This is a genomic window from Pseudaminobacter soli (ex Zhang et al. 2022), assembly GCF_014595955.1.
In the GTDB taxonomy this organism is placed as follows: Bacteria; Pseudomonadota; Alphaproteobacteria; order Rhizobiales; family Rhizobiaceae; genus Kumtagia; species Kumtagia pseudosoli.
In genome coordinates, this window is the sequence record NZ_JABVCF010000016.1 from 1 (window position 1) to 19,983 (window position 19,983).

At 63.7% G+C, this 19,983-nt stretch carries 17 protein-coding genes; 2 read left to right on the forward strand and 15 right to left on the reverse strand.

Going from position 1 to position 19,983, the window contains the following annotated elements; translation table 11 throughout:
- Positions 1-580: 580 nt before the first annotated feature.
- The 15 genes from HUI96_RS24225 to HUI96_RS24290 form a co-directional block, all read right to left on the reverse strand.
- The gene (locus HUI96_RS24225) at positions 581-1,651 is read right to left on the reverse strand and encodes a S1C family serine protease (protein ID WP_188257294.1); all 1,071 of its coding nucleotides are present in this window, start codon (positions 1,649-1,651) and stop codon (positions 581-583) included.
- 1,036 nt (positions 1,652-2,687) lie between these two features.
- On the reverse strand, positions 2,688-4,556 hold the full coding sequence (locus HUI96_RS24230; protein WP_188257295.1) for an ABC transporter ATP-binding protein: 1,869 nt from the start codon (positions 4,554-4,556) through the stop codon (positions 2,688-2,690).
- Between the two features lie 40 nt (positions 4,557-4,596).
- Positions 4,597-5,343, reverse strand: coding sequence for a DUF1028 domain-containing protein (locus tag HUI96_RS24235; protein WP_188257296.1), 747 nt, complete (start codon positions 5,341-5,343; stop codon positions 4,597-4,599).
- 1 nt (position 5,344) lies between these two features.
- Entirely contained in the window at positions 5,345-7,129 is a 1,785-nt protein-coding gene (locus tag HUI96_RS24240) for a gamma-glutamyltransferase family protein (protein WP_188257297.1), read from the reverse strand.
- Between the two features lie 21 nt (positions 7,130-7,150).
- Positions 7,151-8,026: an ABC transporter permease subunit gene (locus HUI96_RS24245; protein ID WP_188257298.1), complete on the reverse strand. Its 876-nt coding sequence runs from the start codon at positions 8,024-8,026 to the stop codon at positions 7,151-7,153.
- Positions 8,023-8,970 (reverse strand): ABC transporter permease, encoded by a 948-nt coding sequence (locus HUI96_RS24250; RefSeq protein ID WP_188257299.1) that lies wholly within the window; start codon positions 8,968-8,970, stop codon positions 8,023-8,025. The genes HUI96_RS24245 and HUI96_RS24250 overlap by 4 nt, the downstream gene beginning before the upstream one ends.
- A gap of 71 nt (positions 8,971-9,041) precedes the next feature.
- Positions 9,042-10,544 (reverse strand): ABC transporter substrate-binding protein, encoded by a 1,503-nt coding sequence (locus tag HUI96_RS24255; protein WP_188257300.1) that lies wholly within the window; start codon positions 10,542-10,544, stop codon positions 9,042-9,044.
- A gap of 54 nt (positions 10,545-10,598) precedes the next feature.
- Positions 10,599-11,330: a FadR/GntR family transcriptional regulator gene (locus HUI96_RS24260; RefSeq protein ID WP_188257301.1), complete on the reverse strand. Its 732-nt coding sequence runs from the start codon at positions 11,328-11,330 to the stop codon at positions 10,599-10,601.
- Positions 11,331-11,595: 265 nt separating this feature from the next.
- A complete protein-coding gene (locus tag HUI96_RS24265) occupies positions 11,596-12,348 on the reverse strand; it encodes a Crp/Fnr family transcriptional regulator (protein WP_188257302.1) in 753 nt (250 codons plus the stop codon).
- Between the two features lie 1,162 nt (positions 12,349-13,510).
- Positions 13,511-14,563, reverse strand: a complete 1,053-nt coding sequence (locus tag HUI96_RS24270) for a quaternary amine ABC transporter ATP-binding protein (protein ID WP_188257303.1) — start codon at positions 14,561-14,563, stop codon at positions 13,511-13,513.
- Positions 14,556-15,443, reverse strand: a complete 888-nt coding sequence (locus tag HUI96_RS24275; RefSeq protein WP_188257304.1) for an ABC transporter permease — start codon at positions 15,441-15,443, stop codon at positions 14,556-14,558. The genes HUI96_RS24270 and HUI96_RS24275 overlap by 8 nt, the downstream gene beginning before the upstream one ends.
- 78 nt (positions 15,444-15,521) lie before the next feature.
- On the reverse strand, positions 15,522-16,523 hold the full coding sequence (locus HUI96_RS24280) for an ABC transporter substrate-binding protein (protein WP_188257305.1): 1,002 nt from the start codon (positions 16,521-16,523) through the stop codon (positions 15,522-15,524).
- A 532-nt stretch (positions 16,524-17,055) separates the two neighbouring features.
- Positions 17,056-17,268, reverse strand: a complete 213-nt coding sequence (locus tag HUI96_RS30110; RefSeq protein ID WP_337918609.1) for a hypothetical protein — start codon at positions 17,266-17,268, stop codon at positions 17,056-17,058.
- A complete protein-coding gene (locus HUI96_RS30115; protein WP_337918610.1) occupies positions 17,265-17,435 on the reverse strand; it encodes a MerR family DNA-binding transcriptional regulator in 171 nt (56 codons plus the stop codon). The genes HUI96_RS30110 and HUI96_RS30115 overlap by 4 nt, the downstream gene beginning before the upstream one ends.
- A 477-nt stretch (positions 17,436-17,912) precedes the next feature.
- The gene (locus HUI96_RS24290; protein ID WP_188257306.1) at positions 17,913-18,803 is read right to left on the reverse strand and encodes a LysR family transcriptional regulator; all 891 of its coding nucleotides are present in this window, start codon (positions 18,801-18,803) and stop codon (positions 17,913-17,915) included.
- Positions 18,804-18,908: 105 nt separating this feature from the next.
- On the opposite strand from HUI96_RS24290, the gene HUI96_RS24295 reads away from it, so the two are divergent.
- Positions 18,909-19,526, forward strand: a complete 618-nt coding sequence (locus HUI96_RS24295) for a nitroreductase family protein (protein WP_188257307.1) — start codon at positions 18,909-18,911, stop codon at positions 19,524-19,526.
- A partial coding sequence (locus HUI96_RS29610) for an EamA family transporter (RefSeq protein WP_237684351.1) occupies positions 19,523-19,983 on the forward strand: 461 nt, incomplete at its 3' end. The genes HUI96_RS24295 and HUI96_RS29610, both read left to right, overlap by 4 nt.

Sequence of the window (19,983 nt, forward strand, 5' to 3'; positions counted from 1 at the left end):
CCAGTTCTTCTGCTTCTCGAAGCAGACGATCTCCGGGATCTCGGCGCCCTTGGCCGCGGCGGACTGGAAGGCGCGCAGCTGCGCCAGCCCGGACGGGCCGGCGCCAATCACCGCAACTCGTTTTTTCATCAGTGAGACTCCCATTTGATTCGTACCAGTTCGATTTGTTGGTTTTCCTGGTTCCGAAAAATGAGCCTCTTAATTGCTCTGTGTCAACAAAGCTTCTTCACAGGAAAACCCGGTGTGGGACATCGGGTCGCCTCGGCTCAGCCCATGGAACGCTGCCGGCCGCGGCGCCAGGCACGGCAGCCCTCCCCTCCGAACGGGACGCCAAGGGCGGCCGGCATGCGGCTGACCCGTCAGGCGACCGCCATCGGCGGAATCGCGACCACTATCTTGCGGAACAGGTGAGTGATCTGGAGCGACGGCGATGCGATCGATGCCCGCCTCCCCACGCTCTTACTAAACGAATCGGGGATCTTTTCCTTGAAGATGCGCCCGGTGTTCTCACGGGCATGAAGACTGTCGCCCGGCCGGGGGGTCACCTCCCAGCGCCCGCCCCCGCGAGCGGGCGGGCGTTTCACCCGCCTATGTCCACCACCTGCACCGGGACAGTCCGCTGCCGGGCGTCACGCGCGACGGTTAGTTCGACCTGTGCGCCGACGCCTGCCTCTTCGAGGCCGGACACGAGATTTGCCAGGTGCTGGACGGGCTTGCCGTCCACCGCGACGATGACGTCGCCGATCGTTCCGGAGGCCAGGTTCAGCCCGATCAACCCCGCCTTATCGGCTGGGGAGCCGGGCATGACCTGGGCGACGATCACGCCGTTGATACCGAGTTGGGCGGCCATGCGCTCGTCCGCGGCCGCGATGCCGATGCCAGGCGTCGGGTAGCGTCCCGTGCGGATCAAGGTCGGGACCACACGATTGACGACATCCACGGGAATGGCAAATCCGATACCCGCATTTGCGCCCGAAGGCGAATAGATCGCCGTAGTCACACCAATGAGCCGACCGGCCGAGTCGAGCAGCGGGCCGCCCGAATTCCCCGGATTGATGGCTGCATCGGTCTGAATCGCACTCGAAATCTCCCGGTCGCCGCTGGTGGGCAGCCTCCGTTCCAGCGCGCTGATCACGCCTGAGGTGAGCGACTGGTCGAGCCCAAAGGGATTTCCGATAACAAAGGCGGCTTGCCCGACCTTCAGGTCCCGCGAACTTCCCAGCGGGATCGGGGGAGGATGCGACGCGCCTGGCCCCAGCCGGATGACTGCAAGATCATAATTCGGCGCGCGCCCGACAAGATCGGCCTTGAAGACCTGGCCCGACACCAGCCGTACAAAGATGGCGGTTCCGTTTTCGATGACATGGTTGTTGGTCACGATGTGGCCGGCGTCATCCCAAACGAAGCCGGTGCCGGACTCCATCTCCTGTGTGAAACGGCCGTGCGGCACGCCCACCTGCACGACGGACGGGGAAATGGTCTCGAAAAGACGGACGCTGGTGGTTTCGAACTCAGACAGACTGCCGCGCGCATCGACTGGCCGAGGCGCGCTTTGCATGACCAGCCATCTGTCGACCAGAGGCTGGAGGACGGCAACGGCGAGGAGAACGAGGAGGACAGCCAGAAGAACCCGGGTGATTGCAACTCGCATGGAGCGACCTCCTGCAACTGGCAAATCTTGAGTCGAACCAGGATGCAATTGCGCTGCCCGGGCACATGATCGATACGCCCGGGCTCTCCTTCGCAAAGTATGACGCATCCTGGCCGGGGCATATAGAGCGATGGATAGGAGCAGATGAGGTCGTCGAGCGCCCCCACGCTCAACGGCCGAACCGACGTCAAGACGGACGCTCGGCTACCGCACGGTCGCTAGCGCCCGCTCAAACCGCCCAAAGACCGGATCACCTCCGTTGTCGTCCCGGAAAACGTCACCGCTTCCATATGTTTAAGGAATAATTCGTACCAAGTATCCTCTATAAGATATGGTAACTCGCCATCCGTGAGCGGCCTCTTCCGGCGCTATGCCGGCGAGTAGGACCGCGATGCGGTCGCGGAGGCACCATGGGCCTGATTAGTGTTTCGCCATCTGCGAAGATGGTTTTCGCGCCAAGAATGACCTCGGTCGGTCAACGGCCACACGAAAGGTGAGTTCGTCCCGGCAGTAGATCAGCGGAGGGTGCCCATGTAGGCGCGCCCGACCATCTCTGGGATTGCAAGATGACGCTCTGCGCCACCCTCGACACAGGGCCAAGCGAGTAAGTTCAATCTCTCGTTGGCATACGCTCTAGCGAATTCGAGAAGTCCCGAAGCCTCGACGGGCCACGGTGAGCCAAGGAAGCCAATATCCCACGACGGCCGCCGAGTGTATGCTTCCGCGTCTGGCCAAGCCCCACGCCCTGAACAGGTTCACCGTAGTTCACGCCAGAGCGCCAGCCTCGTCATCGGAGATGGCGAGCCGGCCATATTGGCAGGGGTAGCGACGAGGTCCCGGAACTGCAGGGCAGATCTCTGTTTTACAGACGCCTAGCACAGGTTCCGTTGCAAATTTCGATCCCGGGACAGAAACCGTGGAGCGACAGCTTCACACCGCAGCGATGATTTCAGACTGTTCGGCGACGGACGGATGAGGATTGTAAGCGCCCGCAACCGGGAAGTCTGCAATCGAACCAAATCGCGATCCCTGGCTGCTACATCCCGTCGTCGAGGCGAACCAGATGGCCGGGCGAGACCTCGTCATAGCGCCGCGGCGGCGCGACATAGCCGAGGGGCCGCACCGGGCTTTTCAGTTCGTCGGCCACGAGATTGCGCCGGATGCCACGCCGCGACGGATCGGGGACCGGCACGGCCGCCATCAATTTCTTCGTATAGGGGTGCCGCGGGTCCGAAAACACCGCTTTGCGCGGGCCGATCTCGACGATTTCACCGAGATACATCACCGCCACCCGGTGGCTGACGCGCTCGACCACGGCCATGTCATGCGAGATGAACAGGAAGGCGAGTTTCAGGCTCTGCTGTAGATCCATCAAAAGGTTGCAGACCTGCGCCTTGATCGAGACGTCGAGGGCCGAGACGCTCTCGTCGGCGACGATCACCTTGGGATCGAGCGCGAGCGCGCGGGCGATGCAGATGCGCTGGCGCTGGCCGCCTGAGAACTCGTGCGGATAGCGCTTCATCATGTCGGGGCTGAGACCCACGCGCCTCAACAGGTCGGCCGCCTTCTCCCTGGCCTGCGCACCCGTGGCCAGCCCATGCTCGACGATCGGCTCGGCCACCATCGCGCCCACCGTCATGCGCGGATTGAGGCTGGCGAAGGGGTCCTGGAAGATCATCTGGATGCTGCGGCGCGCGTGCCGCAGCGACGCGGTGTCAAGGTCGAGAATGTTCTTTCCCTCCAGCCTGACGACGCCCCCGTTCGGCTGGATCAGACGGGTGATGGAGCGGCCGGTGGTCGACTTGCCGCAGCCAGACTCCCCCACCAGCGACAGCGTCTCGCCCTGCAAGAGGTCGAAGGAGACGTTCTCCACGGCGTGGACCGCGCCCACCTTGCGCCCAAGCAGCCCGCCCCGCACGTCGAATCGGGTGGTCAGGTTTTTCACATCCAGAACCGGTTCCGAACCACGGTCGACCGTATCCGCTACTTCCGCCGGCTCGACGCGCGTGCCCGTCTCGACATCGACGACAGGAAACCGCAGCGGCCATCCCTGGCCGGCCATTGAGCCGAGGCGGGGAACGGCCGAAAGCAGCGAACGCGTGTAGGGCTTGCGGCCATTGCGGAAAATGTCGGCCGTCGCCCCGGTCTCGATCGCCTCGCCCTTGTACATGACGATGGTGCGGTCGGCGATCTCAGCGACCACGCCCATGTCGTGCGTGATGAAGAGGACCGACATGCCCTCTTCTTCCTGCAGCACCTTGATGAGGTCGAGGATCTGGCCCTGGATGGTGACATCGAGCGCGGTCGTCGGCTCATCCGCGATCAGCAGCCTTGGCCGGCTGGCCAGCGCCATGGCGATCATCACGCGCTGGCGCATGCCGCCGGAGAACTGGTGCGGATAGTCATCGAAGCGGGAGGCCGCGTTGGGGATGCGCACCTTTTCCAGGAGTTGCACTGTCTCGGCCCGCGCTGCCGCCCTGGTGATGTCGCCGTGGCAGGTCAGTGCCTCCGAGATCTGCCGGCCGATGGTGAAGACCGGATTAAGGCTGGTCATCGGCTCCTGGAAGATCATGGCGGCGTCCTTGCCACGGACCTGGCGCATCTGCTTGTCGGAAAGGGCAAGGATGTCCTTGCCATTGAGCACGATGCTGCCCTTGATGCGGCTGGAGTCCCTGGCCAGCAGCCGCATGACCGACAGCGAGGTGACGCTCTTGCCCGAGCCGCTCTCGCCGACGATGGCGACGGTCTCCCCGGGCATGACGTCGAACGACACATCGCGAACCACCGTCCTCCAGGCGCCGTCGACAAGGAAGGACGTGGTCAGGCCGCGGACCGACAGGACCGGTTCGCCGGCCTTGGCCGAAGCGCTCCCGGAAGAAGGATTGCCCGCAAGCGTGTCGCTCATCGGACCATCCCGCCCTGTCGTATCCCCATGTCCTGCCCTCTCACGTCTTCGGCGGCGTGGCGAAGGAGGCCGACGGCCTGCCCGCCGCAACACGCTCCGCTTCCAGCGCAGCGATCTTCTCGTCGATCTCGCGCCGATCGATCAGGCCGCTGGGATTCTGCCGGGTCGCCATGGTTTCAGCCAAATGCAGGAAGCGTTCCTGCGCCACCGCGTAAAGCCGGCGCAGTTCCACCAGCGGGTCGGCGTGGTCGTCGGCGTTGAGGCTGAGCCAGGCATAGTCCTGGTCGCGGTAGATGACGAGCGCTGCCGACTGCCTGCCGCGCTTGTCGCCGCCGGCGTCCTCGCCCGCCTGCATCGCTTCCAACAGACGCTCCGCGAGCGGTTTCGAGGCGGTCATTCTGAAGGTCGCCAGCGTCTCGGCCACCACCTGCGGCCCGGCCAGCATGTTGCCGGCCACCGACACGTTGTCCCCGACCAGATGGCCGGCCCAGTCGATGCATTTCGCGCCGGTGAACGCGGCGTTGCGCCCTTTCGCATCTATCAGGTGCATCTGCCGCTGGTCGCGGCCTGCGTCGCGCGCCGTCAGCTCCGCCACGATTTGCCGTGGCTCCTTTCTGGCCGCCAGCCCGTCGACACCATAGAGCGGATTGACGAAGGCCTGCGTGGCCACGGCGCCGACACCGCCGCAGATATACGGCACGATGCCGCCGACGGCGAAGAAACGACTGGCGACGGCGACGCCGAGATGACTGGTGGCGGGATCGCGGGCGACGATGGACCAGGTCATGCTAGCGCCCTACCGCATAGGCCTGCATCAGGCGCGGCGTTGCCGCGGCGCGCAGCAGGCCATCGGCATCGCATTTGGCGGCGGTCAGCCGGCCGATCGTCCAGGGGTCCGAAACGGTCAGCCTGTGGCCCCTGCCCCGCAGTTCGCCAAGAACCGTCTCACCGAAATTCGCCTCAGCGATCAGGCTGCCCGGTTCGCGGGTCCGCGGGTAAAAGGAAGCCGGGAAATGCGCGGTGTGGAACAGCGGCAGGTCGATGGCTTCCTGCAGGTTCAGGCCGTGATGCACGTGGCGCAGGAAGAAGGAGAGCTGCCACTGCTCCTGCTGGTCGCCGCCCGGCGTGCCGAAGGCGAGCGCCGGCCGGCCTTCGTGGAGGCCGAGGGAGGGCGTGAGCGTGGTGCGAGGCCGCTTGCCGGGCATCAGCGAACTCGGCAGGCCCGGCTTCAGCCAGAACATCTGGGCGCGCGTGTTGAGGCAGAAGCCGAGGCCCGGAATGGTCGGCGAGGATTGCAGCCAGCCGCCCGAAGGCGTCACCGACACCATATTGCCCTCCCGGTCGATGACGTCGATATGCACGGTGTCGCCGCGCTTTTCCGAAAGGTGCGCCATGGTCGGCTCGTAGACAGCGCCGGTCTGCGAATCGGCGTCGAGCAGTTTCATCGTCAGGTCGACCTGCTTTTCGAAGCCAGGCACCTGGCCGGGGCTCAGGTCGAGCGAAGCGTGCTCCGTGATGAGCTTGCGACGTCCGGCGGCATAGGCGTCCGACAGGAGATGCGCCATCGGCACGTCGCTGAAGTTCGGGTCGCCGTAATAGGCGTCGCGATCGGCGAAGGCGAGCTTCATCGCCTCGGTCACGGTATGCACGAACTCCGCACCGACAGGTGCCATGGCGGCAAGGTCAAACCCCTTCAGCAACGACAGGCATTGGAACAGTACCGGCCCCTGCCCCCACGGGCCGGTCTTGGCCACCGTCCAGTCGCCATAGTCATAGGTGAGCGGCTCCTCGATAGTGGCCGACCAGCCGGCCATGTCCTGCGCCGTCAACACGCCCTTGTGCCGGCTGCCGCTGGCGTCCATTACCTCAGCGCTCTCCAGATACCGGCCGATCGCTTCGGCCACGAAGCCGCGATAGAAGGCGTCGCGCGCCGCCTCGATCTGCGCTTCACGGCCCTTTTTCGCTTCCGCCTCGGCAACGACGCGCTTCCATGTCTCGGCAAGCGCCGGGTTCCTGACGTTCGCGTGCGGAGCGGGCGCCGCACCGCCGGGCAGCCAGGTCCGGTACGAGGTGGGCCATTCCTTCTCGAAGAACCCGGCCATTCCGGCGATGGTCGCGGCGACGCGCGGCAGCACCGGATGCCCGCTCTCGGCGTAGTGGATGGCCGGCTCCAACACCTCGCGCACGCTCATCGTACCGTAGTCGCGCAGCATCAGCATCCAGCCGTCGAATGAGCCGGGAATGACGGTTGCGAGGAGTCCGTCGCCGGGAATCATGGCGAGGCCCTCGAAAGTGTAGCGCTCGATGGTGGCGCCGGCCGGCGCCGGCCCTTGCGCGCAGACGACCTCTACCTTGTCCCTTTTCCTGGAATAGATCAGCGCCGGCATGTCGCCGCCCGGACCGACGAGATGCGGCTCGACGACCTGCAGCACGAAGCCTGTCGCCACCGCCGCGTCGAAGGCGTTGCCGCCCTTTTCCAGAATGCTCATGCCGACCGCTGAAGCGATCCAGTGGGTCGAGGTGACGACGCCAAAGGTTCCAAGGATTTCGGGGCGGGTCGTGAAGGCTGGCATCCTCGATCGGTCCTTTCAAATTCAGGCTTCGCGCGGGTCGAGCGCGTCGCGCAGGCCGTCGCCCAGTAGGTTGAAGCCGATGACGACGAGGAAGATCGCCGCGCCCGGCCACATGGCCATCCACGGCGCCTGCGACAGATAGTTCTTGGCGACGTTGAGCATCGAGCCCCAGCTCGGCGCCGGCGGCTGCTGGCCGAGCCCGAGGAAAGAGAGGCTCGCCTCGGCGATGATGGCGGTGGCGATCGTCAATGTCGCCTGCACGAGGATCGGCGCGAAGACGTTGGGCAGGATGTAGCGCAGGATGATGCTGGAATGCCTCAGCCCGATCGAGCGCGCGCCTTCGACATAGTCCTCGGTCTTGACCGCAAGCACCTGACCGCGCGTGAGGCGGATGAAGACCGGCATGGCCGAAATGCCGATGGCGATCATGGCGTTCATCAGGCTCGGGCCCAGGAACGCGGCGAGCGCGATCGCGGTGATGAGGAAGGGCATAGCCAGAAGCGCCTCGGTGACGCGCGAGATGATCTGGTCGGTCCAGCCGCCGAAATAGCCTGAGACCAGGCCGAACGGCACGCCAATGGCGACAGCGATGGCGACCGACACCACGCCGGCGAGCAACGAAGCCTGCGCCCCCCAGATCATGCGCGAGAGGATGTCGCGGCCGATATCGTCGGTGCCGAGCCAATATGTGGCCGACGGCGCCGTGCGGATCGCCAACCAGTTCGTCGCGTTCGGATCGGCGATCGGCAGCAGCGGGGCGAGCACTGCAAGCAGCGTGAAGAAGAGGATGATTCCCAGGCCGACCAGCGCGCCCCTGTTCGCCTTCAGCTTGCGCCAGGCGCGGCTCGGCGAGCGCGGCTCGACGGCAGGAACGTCAACCTGATCGATCACCGTCACAGGGCCGCCCTCATGCGCGGGTTGAGCAGAACATAGAACACGTCGGCGACGAGGTTCATGAGGATGAAGCCGACCGCCGTGCACAGCACCACGCCCTGGACGACGGCATAGTCGCGGGTGAAGACGGCGTCGACGATGAGCTTCCCGAAGCCGGGGATGGTGAAGATCTGCTCGGTCAGCACCGCGCCGGCGAGCAGTTCGCCGAATAGCAGCGCGCTCAGCGTCACGATCGGCAGCACCGCGTTGCGGAAACTGTGCTCCAGCACCACCGCGCGCTCGGACAGGCCCTTGGCGCGCGCGGTGCGGATATAGTCGGCGCTGAGCACCGACAGCATGGCGGAGCGTGTGTGCCGCATGAGCGTTGCGGCGAGCGCGTTTCCCAGCACGAAGGCAGGCATCAGCATCGTCTGGATGGAGCGCAGCGGGTCATCGAAGAACGGCCTGTAGCCGGATGCGGGCAACCAGCCGAGCTTCACCGAGATCAGCAGGATCAGCATGATGCCGAGCCAGAAGTTCGGGATCGACAGGCCCGACAGCGCAACGATGTTGGCGACGTAGTCGAGCGCCGTGTTCTTCTTCACCGCCGCCAGTATGCCCATCGGAATCCCGATCAGGAATGCGAAGGCGATCGACATGACGGCAAGCTGGATGGTGACCGGCAGTTTGTCGCCGATCAGCTTCAGCACGGGTTGCTTGGTGCGCAGCGACATGCCCAGGTCTCCCTGCAGCGCCGATCCGGCCCAGCGCAGGTATTGCACCGGCACCGGGTCGTTGAGATGATACTTCTCGCGCAGATACTCGATCGTCTGCGGGTCCCGATCCTCCCCGGCCATGGCCAGCACCGGGTCGCCCGGCAAAAGCTTTTGCAGGGAAAAGACGAAAACCGAGATGATCAGCAGTGTCGGGATGGCGACCAGCAGGCGCTTGCCGATGTAGCTGTACATTTTGCCTTCCCGCCAGCGGATTCATGGGCTGCAGGCGGCGCCGGCCAAGCCCGGCGCCGCCGTTGCGAAAGTCAGTCCACTTTCTTCACGCCGGCGAGCCGGATCATGCCGTCGGGATAGGGCACAAAGCCGGCGACCTTCTTGCTGAGCGCCCAGATCCAGGACTGATGGCCGACATAGGCCATCGGCATGTCGTCCTGCAGGATCACCTGGGCGGCGTCGTATTTCTGCTTGCGCACCGCGTCGTCGGGCGACTGGCGCGCCTCGTTGAGCAGTTCGTCCACCTTGGGGTTGCAGTATTTGGCGTCGTTGAGCGCGGCCTTGCAGGTCAGGAACTGATGAATGTTGCCGTCCGGATCGGCGCGTCCCGACCAGTCGGAGCGGGCGACGTGATAGTTGCCCGCCGTCATCTCGTCGAGCAGCGTGGTGAATTCCGTCGCCTTGAGGCTGACGTCGAAACCTGCCTCGGCCACCATCGACTGGATGATCTGCATCATCTGCATTGTCACCGGGTTGTTGGTGATGATCATCTCGACGGGAACCCGGTCGAAGCCGGCCTCCTTGACCAGCGCCTTGGCCTTTTCGATGTCGCGGGCAGGCACCGAGAAATTCTTATCATACCACGGGCTTTGCGGACTGAAGGCCTGGTTGCCCGCCACCGCCGTGCCCTCGTAGACGATCTGGTTGGCCGCTTCGCGGTCGATCGCCAGCGAGAAGGCCTGCCGCAGCCGCTTGTCCTTGCCCAACGGGCTGGTGGCGTTCTCGCCGACATTGAAATAGATCGCCAGCCAGCCGAGATTGACGACACTCTCGTAGCTCAGGTCAGGATCGGCCTTGACGGCCGCCGCGTCGCTCGCCGCCAGCCGCTCGATCAGATCGAGGTCACCGGCACGCAGATTGGCCAGCCGCACGGTGGTGTCCGGGATCGGCAGATAGGTGACCTTGTCGATGAAGATGCTATCCTTGTTCCAATAGTCCTGGAACTTCTCCAGCACGATGCGATCCTGCTGCACGCGGTCGACGAACTTGAACGGGCCGGAACAGACCGGCTTGTTGCCGAAGTCCGCGCCCATCTCCTTGGCCGCCGTCGGCGAGATCATCATGCCCGCACGGTCGGACAGCGCGGCCAGCAGGGTCACGTCGGGGCTCTTGAGCGTGAACTTGACCTCGTATTCGCCGGTGGCCTCCACCTTCTCCAACGATTTCAGCTCGCTCTTGCGCTTGGATTCCGGCAGGGTCATCGCGCGGTCGATGTCGTAGACCACCGCATCGGCGTTGAAGGGCGTGCCGTCGTGGAACTTCACGCCCTGCCGCAGCTTCATGGTGAGTTCCATGCCGTCATCCGACCATGCCCATTCGGTGGCGAGCTGCGGTACGATCTTGAGGTCCGGCGACAGGTCGACCAGCTTGTCGCACAACGCCGTGTAGACGATGCGGCCGACGAAGGTCTGCGACTGCGTCGGATCGAGCACATCGGCATCGTCCTGCAAGCCGATCTTCAGTTCCGCGGCAGCGGCTGGAAGCGCAAGCAGCGCTCCCGCCGCCAACGCGGGCAAGAACCTCGTGATTTTCATAGCTTCCTCCTCCCTATGATTCGGCGATAGCGCCTGTCGTGCCGACGTTTCCCGTCAGGTGAATTCCTTTTCGACTTCCGCTCCCTGGCGATCGAGCGAAGTGATGCGCACGAGGCTTTCCTGCAGCGTCAAAAGGTGCTGGCGCATCGCCTCGCCGGCTCTCGCAGGGTCGTGTGCCGCGATCGCGTCGACGATCGCCATGTGCTGGGCTTGGATCAGGGACGCGGTCCCGGCGGCGTTGCGGGCGCGCTCGCGGATGGTCTGCCATGCCGGGTCCTGGCGGACCCGGTTGATGACATCGAAGATCGCCAGGAAGAACCCGTTGCCCGCGCATTGCGCGATGAGGCGGTGCAGCGCACCGTCCCAAAGTTCGTGGCTGTCTGCGTCGGTGCTCTGTTCCGACTTCCCGGCGAGGTCGTAGAGGCGCTCGACCTCGGAAGCCTTGGCCCGCATCGCCGCCAGTTGCGCAAGTTGCGGCTCGACGCGCAGGCGCACTTCCATGACCTCCATCGGGTCGGTGCCGGCGACGATGGAGCCGACATGCTCGCTCAGGCCGTCGGGGCGCTGGCCGGCATAGGTTCCGGATCCCTGGCGGCGCCAGATCCGCCCCTCCATCTCCAGCACCTCGAGGGCGCGGCGCACGGCGCGGCGGCTGACACCCAGCGACGTCGAAAGCTCGCGTTCTGTGGGCAGCCTGCCGTCAGCCTCGACGCTGCCCGAGCGCAGCAGCCCCCGCAGCTTGTCCAGCGCGTAATTTGAATTCCCGCTCGACGCATCGGTGGGCATGACACTCAGCGATTAATGGTTCGCACCAATTCACTATTGGTGCACCTCAAACCGAAATCGCAACGACGTCAAGACAGAAACTGTTCCCGGCAGGGAGGTAGCCGCTGACAGTCAAGCGGCGTGCAAAACTGGGTCTGACGCAATCTCGAGGAAGTCTATGGTCCTGAATCGCCGATCGGTCTAGCTTGCAGGAGACCGAGCCTGCCGCGGCCATACATCTGGCGGACCGAACGCAACGGTTCGAGCGTGGTAATAGACTTGAGCCTCACTGCTTGCTTGGTCCGATAAAGAACATTGTGTTCCCCTGCGGGCAAGCATCGATCCCTATCAGTCGCCTGTATTCGCGTGCTGGTACATCGTAACCGCCTCTCGTTCGCTTGATCAGCCGCTCGCGGTCGCGGATGACAATCTCGCCGCGATTGGCGCGGATCAAACCTTCTCCCTCAAGGACATGCAGTCCTAGTGTTACGACGGGACGACGTACCCCTAGCATTACGGCCAGAGCCTGATGCGTGAGCGGGAGCGTTCCGCCAGGAACGCGATCGTGGCATCTGAGCAGCAGTTGTGCCAACCGCTCTTCGAACTTGGAGCGGACATTGCAAAGCGCACAATAGGTGGCCTGAACATAGAGGCTCTGGGCATATCGGAGGAAGAGATTGTGCAACTGAGGACTTCGTGAAACCTCCCTCCTCAGCGCAGCGACGGGTACCCTGACACCCTCGCCAGCCATTTGCATAAAACATTCATGCGCGGCGCAGTCGTCACCGAACACAGCGGCGGCTCCGGTCATGCCTTCAAAGCCGATAAGGCCGACTTCGACATCACGACCCCTTGCTATTCTGGCAACGATCGTGGCGATGCCGCTCTCGGGGAAGTAGACGAACTCGATCGGCTGCCCGCGACATTCCAGAGGCATCCGAAGTGGCAGGCTGATGCGCTCCATATAATGCTCAAGCAACAGACGTTCATCTGTCTTCATTATGCGCAATAGAACATTATTATAAGTGCTTCGATACATGGATGTCCTCCATGCTGCACTGGTGATTTTTTTTCCATCGAACGCATGAGTTTGCAATATTATGCTCCCTCACTCTCAAGCGCTAGACGAAACGCATGGCTGCAGACCGACTACCGAACCCCTTAAAGCCGAGGGAGTATGCAACCCAGTTCTCCAATAGGTTCAAAATTGAACACTGCATTGACTTTCCGTCCCTTTCTGACCTCACTTCGATTGGGCCAGGGAGGAAATTGGGCATGGAAGCGATCGATTGGGGGGAGGAAGAAATCGAATGGGGGGAGGACCGGAAAGACGGGAACTGCAACTGCGCTACCGCGGAATTCGGGAGGCTGAGCCTCTGGGTCGAGCGTCTTCAACGCGATCCCGACAACCGCTTTGTGTGGACCGTAGATGCCATAGGGGGAGATTGCCGCTGCTGTGCTGTCGGTGTCGAGCCCACTGAAGCGCTGGCCAAGCAAGCAGCGGAACTTGCTGCACGGTCGATATCGCGACCACGTCTACGGCTCGTTCATGCGCCATAGTGGAATACCGCCCCCGGACGTGAGCCATGCTCGTTTTGTTCATGAAGAAAGCATAAGGGGACTACAGAGGCAGCTCGAAGTAGAAACAGACCCGAAAAGGCGTCAGCTGATCCGCGGGCTGATTGCCGAGGAGATGGCCAAACTGCTTTCTCTTTCGAAGCGGCGCCCGGCGAGCGACGCGAATGATCGGCCTAATAAATCGGGTTAGCTCGGCAGCTTCTGCTACCAGCCAAAGGACTTCCAGAGGTAAGGAGCTACGCCGTTGCCCCCCGCGCGGCCACCGCGTCTATCCTGAGACTGGCCCACCTTGCCGCGCAGGAATTTTCACGCTGGATTGAGGCTAAGGTACAAGTAAACTGCGCGGGTAACTTCCGCGTTGCACGTGTGACCAGTTCCACTGCCACTTTAACCGGTCCAATCAAAAACAGCGGCTGCGCGCTCGATCCAACTGAAGATCATGGCCTGAGGGCGGGGCGCCGCGACCGCTCTGAATGGTAACCTGCGGAACGAGACAACCATGAAGCTTTCTGGAGCAGTCGCGTTCAGGGTCGGTATAGCGGCGGCCGTCTCTGTCCTCCATTCAGCTTATGCTTCTGGGCCGCATCCGCCATGAAAACCTGGCCTTGACGTTCGCCGAGGCCTCAGGCCGCCTCGGAACCCGCAGGCACGACCATGGCATCGGCCAGGGCAGCGAGGCCGACTTCGCCGACAGGGGCGCCGCTCGCATTGACGATATACGCCGTCTCGCTGCCAGAGGCGCGGATCGCGCGTACGGCATCCTCGAGGGTCGCATCTTCCGTCACCGCCGGCCCCGACGGCGCGGCGCCCGGCCGGAGCGCGGTCATCACGGCGGCGGCCTTCACCACGCGGCCTCGGTTCACCTCGCGTACGAAACGCGCGACATAGTCGGTCGCGGGCCTGAGCACGATATCCTGCCCCGTCCCTTGCTGGACGACTTCGCCGTCCCTTAGGATCGCGATCTGGTCGCCCAGTCGCAGCGCTTCGTCGAGATCGTGGGTGATGAAGACGATGGTCTTCTTGACCTCCTTCTGGAGGTCGAGAAGCACGGTCTGCATGTCCATACGAATCAGCGGGTCGAGCGCAGAGAACGCCTCGTCCATGAGCAGGATGGGTGCGTCATTGGCGAGCGCCCGCGCCAGTCCCACGCGCTGCTGCATGCCGCCCGAAAGCTGGTTCGGGTATTTGCTCTCGAATCCCTTAAGCCCGACGCGCTCGATCCAGCGCATCGCCGCCTCAAGCTGCTTGGCGCGCGGCGTGCCGCGGATCTCCAGCCCGTAGACGACGTTTTCGAGCACGTTGCGATGCGGCAGCAGGGCGAACTTCTGGAACACCATTCCCGTCTTGTGACGGCGGAATTCCCGCAGTTCCCTCGGGCTCATCTTGACCACGTCGGCTCCACCGACCACGACCTCGCCGGCGGTCGGGTCGATCAGCCGGTTGATGTGGCGGATGAGAGTCGACTTGCCCGACCCCGATAGGCCCATGATGACCTGGATGCCGCCGGGCGGCATATGAATGTTGATGTCTTTCAGGCCGAGGACGAGACCGTGCTTCTCGTTGAGCTCGGCCTTGCTCATCCCTTGGCGGACGCGCTCGACATAGGCGGCGGCGTCCGGCCCGAAGATCTTGTAGAGCCCCTTGATGTCGATGGAGGCGCCTGTCCCGTCAGCCATGCACGAACTCCCGGTGACGCTGCAGGCGACGGCCGAAGGCCTGGCTGATGCGGTCGAACATGATGGCGATGCCGACGATCGCGAGCCCGTTGAAGACGCCGAGCGTGAAATACTGGTTGGAGATGGCCCGCAGGACGGGCTGGCCCAGCCCCTGCACGCCGATCATCGATGCGATGACCACCATGGCCAGCGCCATCATGATGGTCTGGTTGATTCCCGCCATGATCGTCGGCAGCGCAAGCGGCATCTGCACGTTCTTCAGTCGCTGCCAACTCGAGGAACCAAAGGCGTCCGCCGCCTCCAGCACGTCCTTGTCGACCAGTCGGATGCCAAGGTCGGTCAGCCTGATCATGGGCGGTATGGCATAGATGACGACCGCAATCACGCCAGGCACCTTGCCGATGCCGAGCAGCATGACGACCGGGATGAGGTAAACGAAGCTCGGCATGGTCTGCATCACATCGAGCACCGGATTGATCAATTTCTGCAGCCGGTCCGAACGCGACATGGCGATGCCGATCGGAATGCCGAGCACGATCGACATGACGGTGCAGACGAAGATCATCGACATCGTCTTCATCGTGTCCTCCCACATGCCGAAGAGGCCGATGAGGACGAGCGTGACGACCGAGCCGATGACGATCCTCCAACTGCGGCTGGCGAACCAGCCGATTGCCGCGATGACCGCAATCACGACCCACCACGGCGTGCTGAGCAGCAGGCGCTCGGACTGGACGAGGAAGCTCTGCAGCGGGTGGAAGAACGCCTCGATGCTGTCGCCATAGGCGCGGGTGAAGGTACGGAAATTCTCGTCGATGGTCTTCTTCAGCGCTGTCAGGATGCTGTCATCCAGCGTGGGAAACTTCGTCAGCCAGTTCATGTCACCTCTCGCGGCCCGCCGTCAGGAACACGAAAGCGGCGGTGGACCCGCCGCTTTCGCCGATACGCCGGGATCTTGTCAGAGCGCCGCCTTGACCTTCTCGGCGACTTCCGGAGTGACCCACTTCGTCCAGACGTCCGGCTGCTCGCGCAGGAAGTGCTTGGCGCCGTCCTCGCCCGTCGCCTGGTTGTCGGTCATCCAGGCCAGCAGCGTGTTGACCGTGGAGTTCGGCCAGTTGCGGTTCTTCAGGTAGTCGACCACCGGAGCGGCGCGCTCCGCGAACTGCGTGGTCACCAGGGTCTCGACCGTATCCTTGGGCCAGTCGTTCGGCTTCGGATCCGGGCAGTCCGCCACGGTGTTGCAGCGCTTCCACTCCGCCTCGTCGTACGCGGCGCCGGATTCGAGCTTGACCATCTCGTACTTGCCGAGAATCGAGGTCGGAGCCCAGTAGTAGCCGAGCCAGCCTTGCTGGCGCTCGTAGGCCTTGGCCATCGATCCGTCGAGGCCGGCCGCGGAACCGGTGTCGACCAGTTCGAAGCCGGCCTTCTCCGCCTCATAGCCCTTGAAGTACTGAGTGGTCACCAGCGTACCGCCCCATCCCTGCGGGCCGTTGTGAACGGCGCCCTTCGACGGATCCTCGGGCGCCGGGAAGAGCTCCGGATGCTTCAGGGCATCGGCGATCGTCTTGATCTCGGGATTGGCATCCGCGATGAACTTCGGGATGAACCAGCCTTGCACGGCGCCGTCGCTCAGGGCCGGGCCGGTCGAGATGATCTTCTTCTCGGCGAGGCCACGATTGACGAGTTCGGGCTGCAGGTCGACCCAGCCTTCCGGCGCGATGTCGGGCTGGCCCTTCTCGATCATCGAGGTCAGGGTCGGAACGGTGTCGCCCTGGACGATCTCGGCGTTGCAGCCGAAGCCGGCGTCAAGGATGATCTTGTCGATATTGGCCAGCACCTCGGCGGATTGCCAGGTCATGCTGGCGATAGTCACGTCGCCGCAACCCTCCTGGGCGCTGGCGGCGCCTGCGAATGCGACAAGTCCGGTTGCCAGGACTGTCGATAGCAGAAATTTCTTCATACACTCTCCCACTTACACAATGTTGTCTGCCCGCCTTCGCGACCTTGGTGGAAGCAGACAAGCCTCCTCGTTTCCTCCCGGCTTCCACGTTGCAGGCGGGAAGGGACCTCGGTTCCCCTATCTTTGTCGCCAGGCTGTAACAAGCTTCAAGTGGAGGGGCCGCGCGATTTTGACGCGGCCCGTTCCCGGCGCCTGAGCGCCGCATCTTCGCATCCGATGTCAAGGATTCGGTTGGCTCGCGGTCGCGCTCAGTTGGCAGGAAGCGGCCGACAGCAGACTGACCGCTTCCAGTGTTACAGAGCGAGGAGCAGACGTTCAGACTGAAACCGCAAAGGTTCAAACCTCGGCACAACCGTTTCCCAGACATCTCGGTGAAGGTGCACCCGGTACTCTTCCTGGTCTTCGGACTTGCGCCAGCGCACGATGGCGCCAACCTCGCAACTGGCCTGCCGCTTAACCTAGGCAGGAGTACGAGGGAACGGCGGTGGGGACGCGCGTCGGCAGGACCGAAGCTTCCGTCGACGATCGTCGATCACGCGGATGACACCCGCCCTTCCTGGGCCCTCGTGTCTACCTTCACCCGCAGTGCCGAAAGCAAAGCACGGCTCTCTTCGAGACGTCGGATCTTTTCACCAACAAGCTCGAACTGCTGCTTCAGGATTTCGGTCAACTCATCGCATGGCTCGAATTCGCCCCTCGCATCGAGCGCGCATGGAAGGAACTTGTGGATCATCGGCAATGTCATGCCGGATGCCCCAGCGTTTTTATACGCTCAACCGTGTCCTTCTCTGCCGGGCCATAGTCGCGATATCCGCTACTCGTCCTCGCAGGTGCCAGAAGCCCTTCTGCCTCGTAATAGCGCAGCATTTGGACCCCCGGTGTTCCGATCAGCGCTATTGGATCGGCGTCCATGCGCGTCTCGGACAGTTTCACAGGCTTGCTTCACCGAGCTTACCAAATGGAGCCTGCGGTTGCGATTTAATCTGGTCGGCAAACCGGATCAGATCTGCCTCTAAAGGAAGCGCGCGTCCAGGCGTTGGTCATGGGCCGTCGAGTGAGTTCTGCGGCTGGCGCATCCACAGGTTCGCGTCGTCCCGCCTGAAGTCCGTCCTGGCCGCTGCTCGCAGCGAGGCCCAGGCCTCGTCGCGTCGGGCCCGGCGCTCTTCTTCATCCCCGACGGACGACCTCCAGCGGTCGAGTGCGTCGGCGCCACCCCGCCGTTCACCTTGATGGCCGCGAGGATAGCCCCGCAATCTTGCTAAGTCCCGAATGTCCCCTCATCGACCCGCGGTGCGTGAACCGGCTCAGCGTTGGGACGCAAGCACCCGCTCGATGGCCCATTGGGCGGTTATGAGCATTTCCGCACCAAGGTCCGGGAACACTCCGCCTTCACGACCGCCTGAACTCCTCCGCGAGGAAGTCGAGGAACGCGTGAATCTTGGGAGCAAGGTGCTGCCGGGACGGGTAGACGGCATAGAGCGTGGTTTCCACCGCGCTCCAGTCCTCCAGTGCGCATTGCAGCCGCCCTTCCCTTAGGTCGCTTGCGACGTAGGGGTAGGGCATCAGGCTGAGACCAAAGCCCTCGCGCAGCGCATCGCGCACGGCGAGGCTCGACGCGACAGAATACCGGGCGGCGACCGCGATCCGTTCGGTGCGCCCGTTCTTGCAGAACTCCCATACGTCAGCATGTCCCGAGAGGCTGAAGCGGACGCAGTTGTGCCACCTCAGGTCGGACGGCGCCTTCGGCTTGCCGCGCGCCTCGAAATAGGACGGGGCCGCACAGAGCACGTGCGGCATGACCGCGAGCTTCCTGGCGATCAGGCTGGAGTCCTCCAGGCTGTCGCTGCCGCGGATGGCAAGGTCAAATCCTTCCCGGATGAGGTCGACCCGTCGGTCGTCGAGATGGAGGTCCAGGGTTATTCCCGGATGAAGCGACAGGAAGCGGGGGATCGCCGTGGAAAGCCGTGTGAGGGTGACGGTCATCGGTGCGCTGACCCGCAAGGTGCCGCTCGCTCCCTCCCTGAGCGGAGACAAGGCCTCGTCCGCTTCGGTCAACGCGTCCAGCCCGCGCACGACGTGCTCCAGATAGATCCTGCCTTCCTCGGTGAGCGCCATGCGCCGCGTCGTCCGGTTGATCAAGCGGGTGCCCGCATGCGCCTCAAGTTCGGCGATGTTCTTGCTGATCGCCGCCGGCGACAGGCCGAGCCGCCGTCCGGCTTCGGCGAAGCCGTTCAGTTCGGCCACCTGGCGGAAGACCTGCAAGGCGGTGAAGCGGTCCATAGATCATTCTCTCTCGGTGAACGATATCTTTCGAGAATAGAGCATTATCAGTTCACGGCTAACATTCTACTTCTGCTCCAGATGCCTTCGCCTCGGAGACGATGAATGATGACTAACCCTGCAATCGCCCTCATTGAGGGGCGCGTGTCGGCCAACCGGTTCGACGCCGGCCATGCGTTGACAGATGCGGAGATCGAGGATTTGGCGCGCCTCGCGACACGGGCGCCGACCGCCTACAATCTTCAGAACTGGCGCTTCGTCGCTGTGCGGACACCCGAGGCAAAGGCACGCCTGCGCGATCACGCCTATGGCCAGGCCAAGGTGTCGGACGCTGCCGTCACCTTCATCGTCTGCGGGGTGCTGCCCGATCATGCTGCTATCTCAGGACGGCTGCTTCGCTTCGTGGAGGCCGGGTACATGCCGGCAGAGACGGCTTCGGCCTGGCAGGAAGGCGCGCGTGCACACTATGCCGATCCCCGGGCAGCACGAGACGAGGCCGTGCGCTCGGCCTCGCTCGGTGCCGCGACGCTGATCTATGCCGCCGAAGCCCGCGGCCTCGTCTCGGGTCCAATGCTCGGGTTCGATGCCGAAGGCGTGGTTCGCGAGTTCGCTCTCGCGGGGAACGAGGTGCCAGTAATGCTGGTCGCGGTCGGCCGCGCCGCCCCGGGAAACTGGCCGCAGAAGCCCCGCCGCCCGCTGGCCGAGGTACTGGAAATCGCATGAGAACGAATGCTTCCGATCTGTTGCTGACGGCAACTGCGCCCGCCATCTGGGGCAGCACCTATCTCGTCGCCACCGCGTTCCTGCCGGACTTCCCGCCGATCACGGTCGCCATGCTTCGCGCGCTTCCGGCAGGGCTCCTGTTGCTGATGCTGGTGAAGCAGTTGCCGACTGGCATCTGGTGGGCGAGGATCTTCATGCTCGGCGCCCTGAACTTCTCGATCTTCCTGAGCATGCTGTTCATCTCGGCCTATCGGCTTCCCGGCGGCGTCGCGGCCACGGTCGGAGCCGTACAGCCGCTGCTGGTGATTCTCCTTGCCTACTTCGTGCTCGCCAGCCCCATCCGCTTGCTGTCGGTCCTTGCCGCCCTTGTCGGGGCCGCGGGTGTTGCGCTGCTGGTGTTGATCCCGAGTGCTGCCCTCGATCCGATCGGCATCTTGGCGGGACTCGCCGGCGCCGC